Source organism: Luteimonas aestuarii (genome assembly GCF_004357985.1).
GTDB classification, from domain to species: Bacteria; Pseudomonadota; Gammaproteobacteria; order Xanthomonadales; family Xanthomonadaceae; genus Luteimonas; species Luteimonas aestuarii.
Genome location: NZ_SMTF01000003.1, coordinates 229101 through 248109, shown reverse-complemented (window position 1 = coordinate 248109; position 19009 = coordinate 229101). Strand labels below are relative to the sequence as shown.

14 protein-coding genes are annotated in these 19009 nt (G+C 67.8%); 12 read left to right on the top strand and 2 right to left on the bottom strand.

Annotation, left to right across the window (positions count from 1 at the left end; translation table 11 throughout):
• Nucleotides 1–85 precede the first annotated feature (85 nt).
• Nucleotides 86–2920: a TonB-dependent receptor gene (locus E2F46_RS06050; protein ID WP_165967360.1), complete on the bottom strand. Its 2835-nt coding sequence runs from the start codon at nucleotides 2918–2920 to the stop codon at nucleotides 86–88.
• 244 nt (nucleotides 2921–3164) lie between these two features.
• Between E2F46_RS06050 and E2F46_RS06045 the strand changes: the two genes are divergently transcribed.
• The 3 genes from E2F46_RS06045 to E2F46_RS06035 are packed head-to-tail and all read left to right on the top strand — an operon-like array spanning nucleotide 3165 to nucleotide 6293.
• Complete coding sequence (locus E2F46_RS06045) at nucleotides 3165–4289, top strand: phytase (protein WP_133321188.1); 1125 nt, start codon at nucleotides 3165–3167, stop codon at nucleotides 4287–4289.
• A 1-nt stretch (nucleotide 4290) separates the two neighbouring features.
• The gene (locus E2F46_RS06040; protein ID WP_133321187.1) at nucleotides 4291–5667 is read left to right on the top strand and encodes a purple acid phosphatase family protein; all 1377 of its coding nucleotides are present in this window, start codon (nucleotides 4291–4293) and stop codon (nucleotides 5665–5667) included.
• Between the two features lie 23 nt (nucleotides 5668–5690).
• Nucleotides 5691–6293, top strand: a complete 603-nt coding sequence (locus tag E2F46_RS06035; RefSeq protein WP_243720340.1) for an inorganic diphosphatase — start codon at nucleotides 5691–5693, stop codon at nucleotides 6291–6293.
• Nucleotides 6294–6515: 222 nt separating this feature from the next.
• Here E2F46_RS06035 and E2F46_RS06030 read toward each other — a convergent pair whose 3' ends face one another.
• A complete protein-coding gene (locus E2F46_RS06030; protein ID WP_133321185.1) occupies nucleotides 6516–8012 on the bottom strand; it encodes an aminotransferase class III-fold pyridoxal phosphate-dependent enzyme in 1497 nt (498 codons plus the stop codon).
• A 138-nt stretch (nucleotides 8013–8150) separates the two neighbouring features.
• Here E2F46_RS06030 and E2F46_RS06025 point away from each other — a divergent pair, with 138 nt between their 5' ends.
• From E2F46_RS06025 to secF, 9 genes are all read left to right on the top strand, one after another.
• Nucleotides 8151–8582 carry an Lrp/AsnC family transcriptional regulator gene (locus E2F46_RS06025; protein WP_133321184.1) on the top strand — a complete coding sequence of 144 codons (432 nt, stop codon included), beginning with the start codon at nucleotides 8151–8153 and terminating at the stop codon, nucleotides 8580–8582.
• Between the two features lie 91 nt (nucleotides 8583–8673).
• On the top strand, nucleotides 8674–9711 hold the full coding sequence (gene queA / locus E2F46_RS06020) for a tRNA preQ1(34) S-adenosylmethionine ribosyltransferase-isomerase QueA (protein WP_133321183.1): 1038 nt from the start codon (nucleotides 8674–8676) through the stop codon (nucleotides 9709–9711).
• A 586-nt stretch (nucleotides 9712–10297) separates the two neighbouring features.
• Complete coding sequence (locus E2F46_RS06015; RefSeq protein WP_133321182.1) at nucleotides 10298–11374, top strand: Fe(3+) ABC transporter substrate-binding protein; 1077 nt, start codon at nucleotides 10298–10300, stop codon at nucleotides 11372–11374.
• Between the two features lie 7 nt (nucleotides 11375–11381).
• Complete coding sequence (locus E2F46_RS06010) at nucleotides 11382–13079, top strand: ABC transporter permease (RefSeq protein ID WP_207949529.1); 1698 nt, start codon at nucleotides 11382–11384, stop codon at nucleotides 13077–13079.
• Nucleotides 13076–14089, top strand: coding sequence for an ABC transporter ATP-binding protein (locus E2F46_RS06005; RefSeq protein WP_207949528.1), 1014 nt, complete (start codon nucleotides 13076–13078; stop codon nucleotides 14087–14089). Before E2F46_RS06010 ends, E2F46_RS06005 begins: the two co-directional genes overlap by 4 nt.
• A gap of 106 nt (nucleotides 14090–14195) precedes the next feature.
• Complete coding sequence (gene tgt, locus E2F46_RS06000) at nucleotides 14196–15320, top strand: tRNA guanosine(34) transglycosylase Tgt (protein WP_133321181.1); 1125 nt, start codon at nucleotides 14196–14198, stop codon at nucleotides 15318–15320.
• A 205-nt stretch (nucleotides 15321–15525) separates the two neighbouring features.
• Nucleotides 15526–15864 carry a preprotein translocase subunit YajC gene (yajC, locus tag E2F46_RS05995; protein WP_133321180.1) on the top strand — a complete coding sequence of 113 codons (339 nt, stop codon included), beginning with the start codon at nucleotides 15526–15528 and terminating at the stop codon, nucleotides 15862–15864.
• A 134-nt stretch (nucleotides 15865–15998) separates the two neighbouring features.
• On the top strand, nucleotides 15999–17885 hold the full coding sequence (gene secD / locus E2F46_RS05990; protein ID WP_133321179.1) for a protein translocase subunit SecD: 1887 nt from the start codon (nucleotides 15999–16001) through the stop codon (nucleotides 17883–17885).
• 13 nt (nucleotides 17886–17898) lie between these two features.
• Complete coding sequence (gene secF, locus E2F46_RS05985; RefSeq protein WP_133321178.1) at nucleotides 17899–18864, top strand: protein translocase subunit SecF; 966 nt, start codon at nucleotides 17899–17901, stop codon at nucleotides 18862–18864.
• Nucleotides 18865–19009 lie beyond the last annotated feature (145 nt).

Below are 19009 nucleotides of genomic sequence, written 5' to 3'. Positions count from 1 at the left end.
CGGGCGATGACATCCCGCCCGAAGGCGCTCCAACGAAAAAGACCCCGCGAGGCGGGGTCTTTTTGCGTGGTACGACCAGGCGTGGTCAGAACTCGTAGCGCACGCCGGCCAGCCAGGAGCGACCGAAGCCTTCGAGTTCCAGCACGCGGCTGCGCTCGCCCTGGAACCGGACCTGCCGGGTATCGGTGATGTTGTTGACCTCGCCGAACAGGCGGAAGTTGCGCGTCAAGGCGTAGCTGATGGTGAAATCGAGGCTGGAACGGTCGCCCCAGTAGACGTCGAGTTCCGGCGAGTCGATGTCGAACGACTGGATGAACTTCGAGCGGTGGTTGTAGGCCAGTCGCGCGTTCAGGCCGTACTTGTCGTACGCCAGCGCGACGTTGTAGTTGGTGCGCGAGGTGCCGGGCAGCATGGTGCTGCCCTCGCCGAAGGGCAACTCCGCACTGGAGTCGGCGTAGGTGTAGTTGGTGTAGATGCCCAGCCCGTCGAACGGCGCGGGGAGGAAATCGAAGGTCTGCTGCCACGCCAGCTCGACGCCCTGCACGCGACCCTTCTCGCCGTTCTCCGCGCGAATGAGTTGCACGTCGCCATAGTCGTCGAGAGTGGTGTCGCGTGTCGCAATGAACAGCGGATCGTTGATTCGCTTGTAGAACGCGGCAACAGACACCAGGCCCAGCGGACGGAGATAGCGCTCGTACGACACGTCGAGACTATGGGCGTAGGCTTCCCTGACATCCGGATTACCTTGGCTGACCTCGGAATCCTCTTCGTTGAAAAGCGTGTACGGAGCGGTCTGCATGAAATCCGGACGATTGATAGCGGTGGAGTACGACGCCCGAAAGATACTGTCTGGAGTCATTTCGTAACGTAGGTGCACGCTGGGCAACAGATTCCCGTAGTCGCGACTACTGCTTTGCGGAGTGATGATCGGATCTTCGTTTTCAGGCACCAGGTAGGATGTGGCGTTGCCTTCGGTGCTGGTGCGCTCGTAACGCAAGCCAGCGACCATTGTCAATTTGTCCCAGTTGGCATCGAAGCGAACATAGCCGGCGTGCACGTCTTCGCTGGCGCTGTAGTCGCCGGTGATTGAGTCGGGTACCAGCCGCTGGTGGTTGGCGCTGGCCTGCAGTGGACCGGCATAACGGTTGAAGATGTCGCGGCAGAACCGCCGCCCGGCCAGGAAGTAGTCGAAGTTGTTCGACGGGCCCAGGTCCGAGCACAGCATGTCGGACATGGTGATGCCGAGTGCGGCGAAGTCGGCGGCGTTGCCGTTGCGGCGGCGCTCGTCGTCGAAGGACTTGTCGCGCAGGCGCGCGCGCAGGCCGAATTTGACCGTGCCGCTGTCGCCCAGGAAGCTCTGGCTGCGTTCGGCGTCGACGCGGAAGCCCTTCTCCGTTTCCTCACCATACTCGTAGCGCTGGTTGAGCCGGCGGAAGCCGAACCACTCCTCCGGGAGGTTGACGCCCGTGGCAGGTGCATCGGGACGACCCTGGATCGTCCAGGTCGGGAAGTCGTAGTCGGTGTAGTCGTAGTCCATCCGCGGGCGCACCGTCGAGCGGAAGATGTACTGGTCGCGCGGCGTCGTTTCCTTGGTGGCCTTGCTCTGCGAGGCCTGCCAGTCGAAGCGCCAGTCGTCGCCAACGAAATGCTCGCCGCCGAAGTTGTAGGTGCGGATGGTCTTGTCGTAGGTGCGCTCGCGCAGCTCCTTGTCGAAGGTGGCGCGCACGTTGCCGATGGTCTGGGTGGAATCGGCCGTGTGCTGGTCCATCTCGATGATCAGGTTGTCGCGGAACTCGCGATCCTTGAACCGGGCATCGGAAGCGACCAGGTACACCAGGTTGCCCGGGTCGATGCGGAAATCGAAGCGGCCGGTGATGCCGGTGCGTGTACGGGTGCCTTCGTAGTCCTTGATCTCGACGGTGGTGGGCATGATGCGGCCGTCGTCGAAGCGCGTGTAGATGGTTTCGACGTTGTCGGTGAAGCGGCCCTGGCGGCTGTGCGAGCCCGAAAACAGCACGCCGATGTTGCCGTCGGCGCCGAAGCGGTTGCCGATGGTGGCGTTGTAGCGTTCGTTGTCGCCGTCGCCCAGTTCAAACCGGCCCATCGCGGCGGACGCGCGTAGGGTCATTCCATCGCGGTCCAGCGCGCTCTGCGTGCGGATGTTGATGTTGCCGGCGATGGCGTCACCGTCCATGTCGGGGGTGATGGCCTTGGTGACTTCCAGCGCGGCGATCACGTCGGATGGAATGGTGTCCAGTTCGACGCCGCGGGTGGTGGAATCGGGGTTGGCCAGCTGCACGCCGTCGATGGAGACCGTGGTGAACTCCTTCGGCGCGCCGCGCACCGTGACGTAGCGGCCTTCGCCCTGGTCGCGCTCGATCGAGACGCCCGGGATGCGCTGGGTGGATTCGGCGATGTTGTTGTCGGGGAACTGGCCCAGCAGGTCGGCCGAGACCACGTTCATGTAGTTCACCGAGGTGCGCTGCTGGTTGAGCGCCAGCGCCTGGGCGTCGCGGCTGCCGCGGACGTTGACACGGTCGAGGTCGGCGGCGTCGCCGACCGCAACGGTGCTGCGCAGCGTCACTTCGACGGTCGCGCCGCGCGATTCGCCCACCACCACCTCGACGTCCTGCGTTTCGTAGCCGATGTAGTCGACCTGCAGGGTGTAGCGTCCCGGTGCGACGCCGGTGATGCGGAAGCCGCCGTCGCGCTGGGTGATGGCCTGGTAACCGTTGAGGGTTACGCGCGCGCCGTCGAGGTAGACGCCGCGGGTGGACTCCTTCACGCGCCCGATGACGGTCCCTGCCGCGGCATCCGCGACGACGGAGGCGGCCTGCGCTTGCGCGTGCGCCGGCGCATGGGTGGACATGGCGAGGACGGTGGCAATCGCGGCGGCAATCGCTGAGGTTCTGGGATTCATGGGATCAGGACTTCGATGGGAGAAGGGGTGCCGGCAACCCGCGGGGCGCGACATCGCGAAAGTTTTCGTCACGAATATTTCACCGTGATGAACGCCCGCGCCTCATTTCGGTACAACCGTGGCAGGGCGGTGACAACGCGGTGTCCGTTCCATTGCGCGACCGACACCCGCGGTGCGCGCTGTCATGCCGGCGCAACATCTCGGTCATACGATGGCGCGTTGTCTCAAACGGGGATCGCTTGACATGCGTTTGCACGGGATCGCGGCCAGCCTGCTGGCCATGTCGTGGCTCGCCGCCTGCGCGACGGCGCCGTCGATCGCGGACCGCGAGCCGGACGAGGCGGCCGATTACGAGCCGATGCTGTCGCAGGCCAATGCGCCGCACGTGGTTGTGCGCGAGGCATTCGTCAGCGCGTCCACCCCCGGACACAACATCGACTCCCCGGCCAGCTGGCGCGGCGAGGATGGCCGCCTGCAGGTGGCCGCGACCGCGAAGTCCACCGGCCTGCTACTGGTGTACGACGGCCACGACGGCACCCTGCTGCGCACGGTCGGCGGCAGGGGCGCGGGCCTGGGCCAGCTCGACCGGCCCAACGGCATCGCCACGCTCGACGGCTACGCCTGGGTGGTCGAACGCGACAACCGTCGGGTGCAGATGTTCCGGCTGCCCGCGTTCACGCCGCTGCTGGCTTTTGGCGAGGCCGACCTGCGGCAACCCTACGGCCTGTGGGTACGCAGGCAGGGCGCCGGCTTCGAAGTCATCGTGAGCGACAACTACATGTCCGAGCACGACGAGGACGTGCCACCGCCGCTGGCCGAGCTGGACCAGCGCTTCCGCCGCTACGTGCTGGACGGCGCCGGCGAAGCCTGGCAGGCGCGGACGGCGGGCACCATTGGCGACGTGACGCCGGCAGGTGCGATCCGCATCGCAGAATCGCTCTGGGCGGACGAGGACAACGATCGCCTGCTGCTGGCCGAAGAGGACGTGGACACCGGCACGAGACTGCGCGAGTACGGCCTGGCGGACGGGCGCTATCGCGGCCGCGACGTGGGCGCCGATGTCTACCAGGCGCAGGCGGAGGGCATTGCGCTGATGCGCTGCACCGACGGCAGCGGGGTGTGGATCGGCAGCGACCAGTACAAGGACCGCACCCTGTTCCACGTGTTCGACCGGCGCGACCTGCGCCACCTGGGCTCGTTTGCCGGCGAAACCACCGCCAATACCGATGGCATCTGGCTGGACGAGGCCGGCGATGCGCGTTTCCCGCAGGGTGTGCTCTATGCCATCCACGACGACCAGGCGCTGGCCGCGTTCGACTGGCGCGACATCGCCGCGGCACTTTCACTTCCCGATTGCCCGAGAGACTGAAATGACGCTCAAACCCGCGCGCGGCCTGGCCGTGCTGTTGTGCGTGCTGTCGCCGCTTGCGTTCGCGCAGGCCGATGCCGTGCGCAAACCCGACCCCAATACCCGCGTGCCGCAAGGCGTGATCCACCATGCGGCCACCGGCTTCCCGGACCGCATCGTCGCCTCGCCGCTGCAGGCGGGCGATGCCGGATTCGCGGTGTCATGGCGCACGTCGCCTGCGGTCGATGCACCGATGCTGGAGATCGTGGTCGCCGGCGACTCGCCGGACATGGGCACGCCACGCCAGGTGTCGTCGCGCACGCAGGCGCTGCAGACTGAAAACGGCGATGCCCGCTACCACCACGCCGTCATCGACGGCCTGCAGGCCGACACCCTCTACGCCTGGCGGGTGCAGGGCGACCGCACCTGGAGCGCGTGGTACCACACCCGCACCGCACCGGCGGCGGGTGCGCCGCTGACGCTGCTGTACTTCGGCGACACCCAGAACCAGAACACCAGCCTGACCACGCGCGTGATCCGCGAGGCGATGCGCCATGCCCCCGATGCGCGCCTGGCCCTCTACGCCGGCGACCTGGTCAGCGGCGGCGATGGGGAGGACGACAACGAGTGGGCGGAGTGGTTCGAGGCCAACGATCCGCTGACCACCTCGATGGTGGTGGCGCCCGCGCCCGGCAACCACGAGTACTTCGAGGAGTTCGAGGACACGCCGATGGAGCGCCGGGTGCTGGGCGCGCACTGGCCGCTGCAGTTTGCGCTGCCCGCCAATGGCGTGGACGAGGCGAAGGAGACGACGTACTGGTTCGACTACCAGGACGTGCGGGTGGCCGTGATCGACGGCACCTCCGCGCTGGACCTCGGTACCGCCGAAGCGCAGGCGCGCTGGCTCGATGGCGTGTTGTCCGGCAACCCGCGGCGCTGGAGCATCGTGCTGACCCACCAGCCGTTCCATTCGCCGCGCGCGGGTCGCGACAACGTGCTGATGCGCGAGCACCTGCTGCCGGTCATCAAGCGGCATGGCGTGGACCTGGTGCTGCAGGGCCATGACCATACCTACGCGCGGCGCGGCGCGGATGCGGCGCCGACGCCGGTGTTCGTGGTGTCGGTGGTCGGCGCCAAGCAATACCGGCTGTCCGAACAGGCGCGGGCCACGATGCGCCCGGTGGGCGAGGACACGCAGCTGTTCCAGGTGCTGCGTTTCGATGGCGGTCGCATGCGCTACGAGGCGCGTACGGCGACCGGGCGCCTCTACGATGCGTTCGAACTGATCGACGAAGCCGACGGCAAGCGCCTGGTCGAGGTCACCGAGGGCCGCATCGACGAGCGTCGCTGCGACCGCGAAGCCACGCTCAAGGGACGCAAGGACCGGTGCTGGGAATGAAGGCGCGCGGGACCCTGCTGGCGATGACATGCGCGGTCGCGGCGATGCTTTGCGGCCCGTTGGCCCTCGCGGCGGACACGATGCGGCATCCGTTCCGCGTCGCACAGCCTGCCGCCGCGCCGGACGAGGTGCTGCTGGCGGTGGAGATCCCCGCGGGCGGATTCACCAAGTACGAGATCGGCGAGGACGACGGGCTGGTCCACGTCGACCGCTTCCTGTCGATGCCGATGGCGTATCCGGCCAACTATGGCTCGATGCCGCGTACGCTCGCGGGTGATGGCGACGCACTCGACGCGCTGGTGCTGACACGCACGCCGCTGCATCCCGGCGTGCTGGTGCGGTTCCGCCCGATCGGCGTGCTGCGGATGGTCGATGGCGGTGAGCAGGACGAGAAGATCATCGGCGTGCCGACCGACCGGCTGGACCCGACCTACGCCGCCATCCGCGACATCGGCGACCTGCCACGGGCCGAGCGCGATCGCATCGAAGCGTTCTTCCGCGTGTACAAGGACCTGCCCGGCGGCATCGCGGCCAACCCGGTGCAGCTGGAGGGCTTTGGCGATGCCGCCGAGGCACGGGCGTTGATCGAGCAGTCACTGCGTCGCTACGAAGCAGGCGGGCGCTAGAAGGCCCTTGTCCCGAGTGGTGCGGGAGTGGGTGCGGGCGCGCAGGCACGGTGCCGCCGCAAGTCGCCGCCCGATGTCCGCTTGGTTGCGACGGCACCACGCCTGCGCGGACAGGCCGATGCGTCTCTGCGAAAAAGCGAAGTCGTGACTTCGGACCGTGTGGCAGAACCGAAAAAGGCGGGTCAAAGCCCGCCTTCCGTGCAACGTGCCGATGGCCGCCGGTCAGGCGGCGTCGGCTTGCTTCAACCGCGGCCCTTCGCGCAACGCCTTGCCGACCATCGATACCAGCAAATCGAGTTCGTCTTCCCGCGTCTCGAAGCGCGGCGTGAAGCGCAGCGAATTGGCACCGCCGTGGATCACGCCGATGCCTTGCTCGCGCAGCCATTCCTCGGTGGAACCGGCGCCGTAGCACTTGAACTGCGGCGCCAGCTCGCAGGAGAACAGCAAGCCGGTGCCCTGCACCTTGGTGATCAGTCCGCCCGACTCGGCTTTCAGTGCTTCGAGCTTCGCGACGGCCTGCTGGCCTGCCTCGCGGATGTTCGCGCGCAGCTCCGGGGTGATCGCGTCCAGCACCGCGCAGGCCACGTCCAGTGCGCGCGGATTGGTGGTCATGGTGTTGCCGTAGACGCCGCTGCGGTACAGGGCCGCGGTCTTCCCGGTCACCGCGAGCACCGACAGCGGGTACTGGCCGGCGTTGAGCGCCTTCGAGTACGTCTCCATGTCCGGCGCGTCGCAGCCTTCGAAACCGGGGTAGTCGATGATCGACAGCACGCCGTGCGCACGCAGGCCGGCCTGGATGGAATCGACCAGCAGCAGCGAGCCGTGCGCGGCGGTGAGCTTGCGTGCGGCGTCGTAGAAGTCGCGCGGCAGCGAGCGGCCGGGGTCGCCTTCGCCCATCACCGGCTCGAGGAACACGGCTTCCACGAACCAGCCCTTGGCATCGGCATCGGCGAACGCGCGCTCCAGCGCGGCCATGTCGTAGGGCTCAATCGCGATCAGTGAATCTTCGCCGCGGAAGCTGGCCAGGTGCTGCAGGTAGGCCTTGCGGGTGGAATCGGAATACAGTGCCGGGCGCTCGGTGCGGCCGTGGAAGCTGCCCTTGACCACGATGCGCTTGACCGCCTTGCCCGCGTGCGAGGCGCCCGGGTCGGTCTGCAGCTTGGTGTTGATGTCGGCGATCCGCGCGGCCAGGCCCACGGACTCGGAGCCGGAGTTCAGGCACAGGAAGCGTTCGAACGGACAGCCGCCGCGCGTGTGGCCGATCTCCTTGCGCATCGCGCGATCGAAGCGCAGTTGCGACAGGCTGGGCGTCATCACGTTGGCCAGCGCCTGCGGCTTCGCCATCGCCTCCAGCACCTGTTCCGGCGCATGCCCCAGTCCGAGCATGCCGTAGCCGCCGGAATCGTGCACCACTGCGCCCTTCAGCGTGACGATCCACGGCCCGCGCGCGGTCAGTGCGACATACGGGTTCACGGCATCGGCCGGGTAGAAATTGACGTAGCCGGCTTGCACGGCCGCGATCTGTGCGTCTTCGTCCAGTTCCAGCAGCTCCGCGAACTCGTCCTTGATGCGCGCGTATTCGGATGCGGCGGCCTCGATGGCGTCGCGCAGTTCCGGATGGGTTGCGGCGAAGCGTTCGATGGCGGTGGCGTCGAGCCCCTGGGTGCGGCGTTCACCGCCATGGGCGTGAAGCGGGGCGAGCTGGTCGGTCACGGACATGGGCGATCCTCCTGGATGGGCGGTGCGCGGGTGGAACGGCGCAAACTCCCTATTATCGGGAAGTTGTCGTCGTTTGACAGGTGCGATCTGCGCACATTTCAGGTAGTTTTCGTCGAAACGACGAGATGATTCGCCCATATGAAGCCCACGCCCGCCGACGAAGCCCTGCTGTCCATCCTGCGCGAGAACGCGCGCCTGTCCACCGCGGATATTGCGCGTCGGCTGGGCCTGTCGCGGACCACGGTGCAGAGCCGCATCGACCGGTTGGAGCGCGAGGGCGTCATCGGCGGCTACACCGTGCGCGTCGGCGACGATTACGCCCGGGGGCGCGTGCGCGCCCACATCCTGGTGACCGTGCTGCCCAAACAGATGCCGGCGGTGGTGGCCGCGCTGCACGCCATGCCCGAAGTGCGCAGCCTGCATTCCGTGGCCGGCGAACACGACCTGGTGGCGATGGGCGTGGTGCCGACCGTGGGCGACATGGACGAGCTGACCGACCGCATTGGTGCAGTGGAAGGTGTGGAGCGCACCACGTCGTCGGTGATCCTGTCGACCAAGTTCGAAAGGTAGGGCGGGCCCAGGCCCGCCATCACGCAGGCGACGTTCGCATCGTGGCTGCGGGATCGCGATGGCGGGCCTGGGCCCGCCCTACAATCGCGCCATGAAGAAATCGGATTTCAATTACGAATTGCCGCCCGAGCTGATCGCGCAGGCGCCGCTGCCCGAGCGTTCCGCCAGCCGGATGCTGGTGGTGCCGCCAGGTGACGAGGCATTCGTCGATGCGCACGTGCGCGACCTGGTCGAGTGGCTGCGCCCCGGCGACCTGCTGGTGTTCAACGACACCCGCGTGATCCCGGCGCGGCTGTTCGGGCAGAAGGACACCGGGGGACGCGTCGAGATCCTGATCGAGCGCCTGCTGCCCGGCAACGAAGTGCGGGCACAGGTCGGTGCCAGCAAGTCGCCGAAACCCGGCGGGCGGATCGCGCTCGACGGCGGCGGCGAGGCCGAAGTGCTGGGCCGCGACGGCGAGTTCTACCACCTGCGCTTCCATGTGGAGGGCGCGCTGGAATCATGGTTGCTCAAGGTCGGGCGCCTGCCGCTGCCGCCCTACATCCGTCGCGAACCGGGACGGGACGACGACGAGCGCTACCAGACTGTCTTCGCGCGCAACGTCGGCGCCGTCGCCGCGCCCACGGCGGGCCTGCACTTCGACGACGCGTTGTTGGCGGCGCTACGCGAACGCGGCGTGCAGTCCGGCCACGTGACGCTGCACGTCGGCGCGGGCACGTTCCAGCCGGTGCGCGTGGACGACGTGCGCGAGCATGCGATGCACAGCGAATGGTTGAACGTGGGCGCCGAACTGGTGGCGCAGGTACGGCGCACGCGCGAGGCGGGCGGCCGTGTCGTCGCGGTGGGTACGACCGTCGTGCGCGCGCTGGAAAGCGCGATGCACGCCGGCGAACTGCATCCGTTCGCCGGCGAGACGCGGATCTTCATCTTCCCCGGTTATCGCGTCCGCAGCGTGGATGCGCTGCTGACCAATTTCCATCTGCCCGAATCGACCCTGCTGATGCTGGTCTCGGCGTTCGCCGGCAAGGACCGCATCTTCGCCGCCTACGCCCACGCGGTGCGCGAACGCTACCGGTTCTTTTCCTATGGGGATGCGATGTTGCTGTTTCCGCAGGCGTCGACGGGTTGAGGCTGGACAGGTCGCCGGCGATGCGTCGACAACACGCGGGACGCTGGTTTGTCCAGAGATTCGTCGACTGAAATACGCCGGGATGAAGGCGCTCTGCTCTCGACCTACGTTGAGTAGCAATTTGCTGGAAGACCCGGCGGGCGGCTGGCATGGATGCCAGCCGTTTCTCGACAAGACACGGATGTCCTGTCGAAAAATCCCGTCGAGCCCGAGACGAATCGTTAGCGCCGTCGGGGAAAGGCATTTCTTTGGGTTACTTTCTTGACCGGCTTCGCCGTTCGCTGCGCAGTGTGCCCGCAAAGAAAGCAACCCGCCCGTTCACGGGCGGAACGCTCTCACCTTGGCCGGCTTCGCGCAGCGGGCAAGCGAAGAACAGCTGTTTACCAAAAATGGAAGCCTTGATCGCGCAGATGCGAGTGGCCCCCTCCGGGCCATTGGACTTTCCCTCGGGCATCGTGGACGTGTGCGGTGAAGAGGGCGGGTATTGGTCGCTACCTTCTGAATGAGTACAATTCTCATTCCCGCGCCAGCCGCCGCATCCACGGCATCGCCAGAGCCGGCTCCCCCCGATCTCCAGGAGTTCCCGATGCGTCGCCTGATCCAAGCTGCCCGCCTGACTGTCGTGCCGGGCGCACTGTTGCTGCTGGCCGCCTGCGGCTCGCCCGATACCACGCCTGCCACCGAAGTCGCCGCGCCCGCGGCCGATGCCGGCGAGGTCAACCTCTACACCACCCGCGAGCCCGGCCTGATCCAGCCGCTGCTCGAAGCGTTCACCGCGCAGACCGGCACGAAGGTCAACACGGTCTTCGTGCGCGATGGCCTGCTCGAGCGCGTGCGCGCCGAGGGCGAACGCTCGCCCGCCGACGTGCTGATGACGGTCGATACCGGCAACCTGCTGGACCTGGTCGATGGCGGCCAGACCCAGGCGATCGAATCCCAAGTGCTGTCCGCGGCGATCCCCGCGCACCTGCGCGGCGGCGATGGCCAGTGGTTCGCGCTGTCGCTGCGCGACCGCGTGCTGTATGCCGACAAGGACCTGTCGCTGGACGGCTTCACCTACGAGCAACTGGCCGACCCGCAGTGGAAGGGCAGGGTGTGCATCCGCTCCGGCCAGCACCCGTACAACACCAGCCTGATCGCGGCGATGATCGCGCACGATGGCGTGGAGCGGACCGAAGCCTGGCTGCGCGGCGTCAAGGCCAACCTGGCGCGCAAGGCCGCCGGTGGCGATCGTGACGTCGCCCGCGACATCCTCGCCGGCATCTGCGACATCGGCATCGCCAATGCTTACTACGTCGGCCGCATGAAGAACGAAGCCGAAGGCAGCGAGCAGCGCCAGTGGGGCGATGCCATCCAGGTCATCCGCCCGACCTTCGCGGTCGCCGGTGGCGGCACCCACGTCAACATCAGCGGTACCGCGGTGGCCAGGCACGCACCGAACCGCGACAACGCGGTGAAGCTGCTCGAGTACCTGGTGTCCGACGAAGCGCAGAGCCTCTACGCGAAGGCCAACTACGAGTATCCGGTGAAGGCCGGCGTGGAGCTGGACCCGGTCGTCGCCAGCTTCGGCGAAATGACGGTCGACGCGCTGCCGCTCACCGAAGTGGCGAAGCACCGCAGGCAGGCCAGCGAACTGGTCGATCGCGTCGGCTTCGACAACTGATCGCGGCTTGAGCGCGCGCGCGCCGACGCTGGACGAGGTGCGCGTGCAGCCGCGACCGCGATGGAACGGCTGGCAGTGCGCCGCGGTCGCCATCGCGGCCGCGGTGCTGCTGCCGCTGCTGGCCCTGGGCTGGACCGCGGCGCAGGGCAGCGACGGCTTGTGGTCTCACATCGCCGCCAACGTGCTGCCGCAGGCCACGAAAAATACGGCGCTGCTGCTATTGGGCGTCGGCACCCTGGCCGTCACGCTGGGTACCGGCAGCGCGTGGCTGGTGACCGCCTACGAGTTTCCCGGGCGCAAGGTCATCGCCTGGGCGCTGCTGCTGCCGCTGGCGGTACCGACCTACATCGTCGCCTACGCCTATCTCGACCTGCTGCATCCGCTGGGCCCGGTGCAGTCTGCGGTGCGCGCGCTGTTGGGCTACGACAGCCCGCGCGATTTCCGGTTGCCCGACATCCGCGGCTTGCTGGGCTGCATCGTGCTGCTGGGCTTCGTGCTGTACCCCTACGTGTACATGACCACGCGTGCGATGTTCATGACCCAGGCGGCCAGCCTGCTGGAAGCCGGCCGCACGCTGGGCGCGGGGCGTGCGTCGCTGTTCTTCCGCGTGGCGCTGCCGCTGGCGCGCCCGGCGATCGCGGTGGGCGCGGCGCTGGCATTGCTGGAAACGCTGGGCGACATCGGCGCGTCGGAGTTCCTAGGCGTGCAGACGTTGACGGTGTCGGTCTATACCACCTGGATCACGCGCTCCGACCTGGCGGGTGCCGCACAGATCGCGCTGGCGATGCTGGTGATCGTGCTGGCATTGATCGCGCTGGAGCGCTTCGGCCGGCGGCGCCAGCGCTATGCGAACACGCAACGGCCGCGGCCGATGCAACCACGACGGCTGCGCGGCTTGGCTGCGTTCGGCGTGCTGGCATTGGTGTCGGTGCCGGTACTGGTGGGCTTCGTCGCGCCCACGACGCATCTCGCGGTGGAATCCTGGCAACGCCTGTCCAACGGCGGCGTGTCGCCGACGCTGTGGTCCAGCCTGTGGAACACGGTGCGCGTGGCGTTCATCGCCACGCTGGTGACGGTGGCCGCGGGACTGGTGCTGGCCTGGGCGCATCGGCTGGCGCAGGCGCGACGCGACCCGCGCATTGCAGGGGTCGCGCTGCGCATCGGCGGCTTCGGCTATGCGTTGCCGGGCACGGTGCTGGCGATCGGCCTGCTGGCGCCGCTGGCCTGGTTCGACGATGGCGCCAACCTGCTGCTGCAGGGCTTCGGGAGGGATCCACGGATGGTGCTGATGGGGTCGGTGTCGGCGCTGGTGCTGGCCTACGTGCTGCGTTTCCTGGTGATCGCATCGGGCGGCATCGAGGCAGGATTGATGCGCGTGCCAGCCTCGCTCGACCATGCCGCGCGCGGGCTGGGCGCGTCGCCCGGCGCAATGCTGCGTCGCGTGCACCTGCCGTTGCTGAAGCCTGCACTGGCCGCGGCCGCGCTGCTGGTGTTCGTGGATACCATGAAGGAACTGCCGGCCACGCTGCTGCTGCGGCCGATGAACTTCGAGACGCTGGCGACGTGGCTGTATGCGGATGCGGTGCGCGGTGCGTACGAGGACGGTGCGGTCGCCGCGCTGCTGATCGTGGCCGTGGGCCTGCTGCCGGTGATCCTGCTGGCACGGGCGGGTGTGCAATACGGAAGGGAGCTGTCGTCGCGGTGAGTGGACCCATGCTGCAACTCGATGCCATCCGCGTCGGATATCCCACGGTCGATGGCTTCCATGTGGTGGTCGACGACCTGTCGCTCGCGTTGCCCGCGGGGGGGATCGGTTGCCTGCTGGGCGCGTCCGGTTGCGGCAAGACCACGGCCTTGCGCGCCATCGCCGGGTTCGAACCGGTACAGGCCGGCAGCATCCGGCTCGATGGCGGGATGCTGTCGTCGGCGGGACGCACGTTGCCGCCCGAACAGCGCGGCGTGGGCATGATGTTCCAGGACTACGCGCTGTTCCCGCACCTGGATGTGGCGGCCAACATCGCGTTCGGCCTGCGCGGCATGGACAAGGCGGCGCGTCGTGCGCGCGTGGACGAGATGCTGGCGCTGGTGGGGCTGGAAGGCGAGGCACGGGTGTTCCCGCATGAACTGTCCGGCGGCCAGCAGCAGCGGATCGCACTGGCGCGTGCGCTGGCACCGGCACCGAAACTGCTGCTGCTCGACGAGCCGTTCTCCAACCTCGATGTCGATACCCGAGAACGCCTGGCCATCGAGTTGCGCGGCATCCTCAAGGTGGCCGGCATCACGGCGCTGCTGGTCACACATGACCAGGCCGAGGCCTTCGTGGTCGCCGACGCCATCGGCGTGATGGATCGCGGCCGCATCCTGCAATGGGCGGGGCCGGCGACGCTGTATGCGCGGCCGGTGGATCGCTTCGTCGCCGGATTCATCGGCCGCGGCAGCGTGGTGCCCGTGACGGCGCTGGGCCTGCCGGGCGACGGCGACGTGCTGGTGCGTCCGCAGGCGCTGGTGGCGGATGCAGCGGGCGGACTGGTCGCCGAGGTCGTCACGTGTTCGTTCCGGGGGCCGGGGCAGGTGGCGCAGCTGCGGTTGGCAAGTGGCGACATGGTGGAGATCGACTTGCCACCCGAGCTGATGCCTGCGCCGGGGTCTGCGCTGGCGCTGAAACTGGTCGATGACGCCCTGGTTCTCTTTCCGCCTCGCGGAAAAGCGCGATAGCCCCGAGGTCGTCATCCCGGCTTGCGCCGGGGCCACGGGCCGAAGGCCCGCGGCGAAAGAGGGTAATCTTTGCCGCCCTCGACCGGCCGTCCCCACGCTCCACTCCATGTCCCGAATGCAGTTCCAGCTCCTGACCACAGATGGCATCGCGCGCCGAGGCCGCCTGTCGTTCCCGCGCGGCACGGTGGAGACGCCTGCGTTCATGCCGGTGGGCACCTACGGCACGGTGAAGGGCGTGCTGCCCGACCAGATCCGCGCGCTGGGCGCGCAGATCATCCTCGGCAATACGTTCCATCTCTATTTGCGGCCGGGGCTGGAGATCATCGAGGCGCATGGCGGCCTGCACGGTTTTGCGCGCTGGAACGGGCCGATCCTCACCGACTCGGGCGGCTTCCAGGTGTTCTCGCTGGCGCACAAGCGCAAGATCACCGAGCAGGGCGTGACCTTTGCCGCGCCGACCGACGGGTCGAAGGTCTTCCTGGGCCCCGAGGAGTCGATGCACATCCAGAAGGTGCTGGGCAGCGACATCGTGATGATCTTCGACGAGTGTCCGCCGGTGCATGTGGACGGCCAGCCGGTGGACAAGCGCGTGATCGAGCGCTCGATGGAACTCTCGCTGCGCTGGGCCGAACGCAGCAGGCGTGCGCACGAAGGCAACGACGCGGCCCTGTTCGGCATCGTCCAGGGCGGCGTGCACCACGACCTGCGCAGCCGTTCCGCCGAGGGCCTCCGGCAGGTCGGGTTCGACGGTTATGCCGTGGGCGGACTGGCCGTGGGCGAGACCGAAGCCGAGCGCAACGCCATGCTCGACCACACCTGCCCGCAGCTGCCCGACGACCGCCCGCGCTACCTGATGGGCGTGGGCCGCCCGGAAGACCTGGTGGAGGCGGTCGCGCGCGGCATCGACATGTTCGACTGCGTCATGCCCACCCGCAACGCACGCAACGGCCACTACTTCACGTCCACGGGCACCGTGCGCGTGCGCAACGCCAGGTACGAGAAGGACCTGCGGCCGATCGAGGAGGGCTGCGGCTGCCCGGCCTGTGCCGGAGGCTACAGCCGCGCCTACCTGCGCCACCTCGACCGCTGCAACGAGATGCTGGGCCCGATCCTGGGTACCCTGCACAACCTCTGGTACTACCAGGCGCTCATGGCGGAGATGCGGGCCGCCATCGACGCGGGAACCTTTGCCGCCTTCCGCGAGTCCTTCTACGCCAGGCGCAGCCCGTAAGAAGCCCTTGTCCGTGCCGTGCTCCACCTCCCCCGCCTGCGGGGGAGGTCGGTGCCGCCGGCGCCGGGTGGGCGCGCGGTGCGTCGATGGCCCCCCACCCCAGCCCTCCCCCGCAGGCGGGGGAGGGTGCCGTACCCGGCCACCGGGTCCGCGAGGGCGGCCCGTGGCATAATTCCCCGCTGTTTTTCCGCTACCGGACAACCCGATGAACCTGCTCGACCTCGTGATCGCCCCGGCCCACGCCGCCGCTGCCGCGCCGGCTGGCCCCAGCCTGCTGTCGACCCTCATGTTCCCGATCCTGCTGATCGTGATCATGTACTTCCTGCTGATCCGCCCGCAGATGAAGCGCCAGAAGGAACACCGCGCGATGCTGGAGAAGCTGTCCGTCGGCGACGAAGTGATCACCAACGGCGGCATCGCCGGCGTGGTGCGCAACATCGGCGACAGCTTCATCACCGTCGAGATCGCCGATCGCATCGAGGTGCGCGTGCAGAAGGGCGCCGTCGGCAACGTGCTGCCCAAGGGCACCTTGAAATCCGCCTGACCGGGGCGATATCCCGCCAAGGCCCGGTTCGTCGGCGACGTCCCACCCGTCGTCCGGCGGCAACGCCCCCTGTCGCACGCGGCAGGGCGGCGGCTGGCACCCGGCCACCATTCCGCTAGACACGGCAGCTGCCCATGCTCGAGTTTCCCCGCTGGAAATACGCCCTCATCCTCGTCGTGGTGCTGCTGAGCGCGCTGTATGCGTTGCCCAACGCGTACCAGATGGACCCGTCGGTCCAGGTCGCCAAGGCGCGCGCCAGCGCGGTGATCGATGATGCCCTCGTCCAGCGCGTGCAGTCGCAGCTGCAGGAAGCCGGCATCGCGGCCAGGTCGGTGGCGATCGAAGGCGACCACGTCATCGCGCGCTTCGATGACGCGGACCAGCAGGCCGCGGCGTCGGACCTCCTGCGCCCCGCGCTGGGCGAGGACTACACCACCGCGCTCAACCTCGTCTCGACCACCCCGGCGTGGCTGGACCGGCTGTCGGCCAAGCCGATGTCGCTGGGCCTGGACCTGCAGGGCGGTGTGCATTTCATGATGCAGGTCGACCAGGCCGCGGCGCTGGATCGCCGGCTGGATGCCTACGTCGATGCCATCCGCCTCGACCTGCGCGAGGAGCGTGTTACGTACACCTCGGTCACGCGACGCCCCGACCACAGCATCGAAGTGGTGCTGGCGCAGGGTGCCGACGTCGACAAGGCGCGCGGCATCGTCACCAGTGCGGCCAGCGGCATCGCTGGTGCCGGTGGCACCATGGGTGCAGCACCGATCATCAACGTCGCCGGCAACCGCATCAGCCTGCGCCTGCCCGACTCCGAGTTCGCGCGCATTGCCGCCGACGCGATCGAGCAGAACCGCAACGTCATCGCCAACCGCATCAACGCCATCGGCGTGGCCGAGCCGGTGCTGCAGCGGCAGGGCGATGACCGCCTGATCATCCAGCTGCCGGGCCTGCAGGACACCGCCGAAGCCAAGCGCCTGATCGGTGCCGCGGCCACGCTGGAATTCCGTGCCGTCACCGGCGACGAATTGCAGGCCGCAGCTGCGGTCGCCGATGGCACCATCCCGGCCGATTCGCGCATCTACTACAACGACGCCGGCCAACCGCTGCTACTGTCGCGGCGTATCCTGGTCGCAGGCGAGGACCTGGTGAACGCGGTGCCGGGCACCGACTCGCGCACCGGCCTGCCCTCGGTCAACATCACGCTCAACGCCGCCGGCGGCAAGCGCATGCTCGACCACACGCTGGAGAACGTGGGCAACCGCCTCGGCATCGTCTATGTCGAACGCATCCCCACGGTCACCCTGGTCGATGGCGAGGAAGTGCGTTCGGCGCGGACCACCGAACGCGTGATCAGCTCGTCCACCATCCAGGGCGTGTTCGGTCGCGAGTTCCAGACCACCGGCCTGAGCCGTGACGAAGCCGCGTCGCTGGCCCGCCAGCTCAAGGCCGGCGCGCTGGCCGCGCCGATGGATTTCGTGGAAGAGCGCGTCATTGGCCCCAGCCTGGGCAAGGAGAACGTGGAGCGCGGCATCACCGCGGTGGGCCTGGCGTTCGTGTTCACCCTGATCTTCTTCATGCTGTATTACCGGATGTTCGGCCTGGTCACCTCGGCGGCGCTGCTGCTGAACCTGGTGATCGTGGTGGCGGTGATGTCGGTGTTCGGCGCCACCATGACCCTGCCTGGCTTCGCCGGCCTGGCGTTGTCGATCGGCTTGTCGGTGGATGCCAACGTGCTGATCAACGAACGCATCCGCGAGGAGCTCAAGGCCGGGGTGCCGCCTCGAACGGCGATTGCCAGCGGTTACGACAAGGCCTCCAGTTCGATTTTCGACGCCAACATCACCGGCATGCTGGCCGGCGTGGCGTTGTATGCATTCGGCACTGGCCCGCTGCAAGGCTTCGCCATCACCCTGGTGGTCGGCATCCTGGCCTCCATGTTCACCGCGCTCACCGTGACGCGCGGCATCGTCACCCTGATCTATGGGCCTCGCAAGAAGCTCAAGACGCTGGCGATCTGAGGAATACACCGACATGAAGATTTTCCCACTGACCCTGGTCCCTTACGGCACCAACATCGACTTCATGCGCTTCCGGCTGATCGCGCTGGTGATCGGTGCGCTGTTGTTCGTCGGTTCGATCGGCGTGGTGCTGTTCAACGGGTTCAATTTCGCGCTGGACTTTACCGGCGGTACCGCGATCACGCTGCGATTCGAGCAGCCCGCGGACGTGGAGGGCACCCGCAGCCGGTTGGCCGATGCCGGGTTCGAGAGCGCGCAGGTGCAGGGTTTCGGGCCTGCGACCGACGTGCTGGTGCGCGTGCGCGCCGAGGGCGAACAGCTCACGGTCGACCAGAACGACGTGCTGGTACAGCAAATCCAGTCCGCGGTCAGCCAGCCCGGCAACAGCGCCACCGTGCTCGATCGCGCATCGGTCGGTTCGCAGGTCTCGGCCGACCTGGCCGAACGCGCGACCGAGGCGGCGATCTTCGTGCTGATCGGCTTCCTGGTCTACATCGCGTTCCGCTTCCAGCGGAAGTTCGCGATCGTCGCCAGCCTGATCACCGCGTTCGACGTCCTGGTGGTGGCGGCGTTCTTCTCGCTGACCGGGCGCGAGTTCGACCTCAGCGTGCTGGCCGGCCTGCTCGCGGTGATGGGCTTCTCGATCAACGACACCATCGTGGTGTTCGACCGCGTGCGCGAGAATTTCCGCAACATGCGCGGCAGTCCGCTGGATGTGATCAATGCCTCGATCAACCAGACGCTCTCGCGCACCATCATCACTTCGCTGGTGTACTTCCTGTCGGTGGCCGCGCTGTTCTTCTACGGCGGCGGTTCGCTTGAGGGCCTGGCGCTGACCCAGATGGTGGGCGCGGTGGTCGGCACGCTGTCCTCCATCCTGCTGGCCTGTCCGTTGCTCACTTACGGCTTCCTCAAGGTCACCAAGCAGGACCTGCTGCCGAAGGCCCGCGACGAAGAGGCATTGGCGCGGCGGCCCTGAACGGGCCCGCGTTTCTCCATTAACGGAAAGGCCGCGCATTGCGCGGCCTTTTCCTGGGGTTTTCGTCCAACCGCCGCTGCGACTGTGTTCGCACCTCCGGCGGTTCATCAATGCAGACTCCTGCCGCGCCTGGCCGGTGTCACGC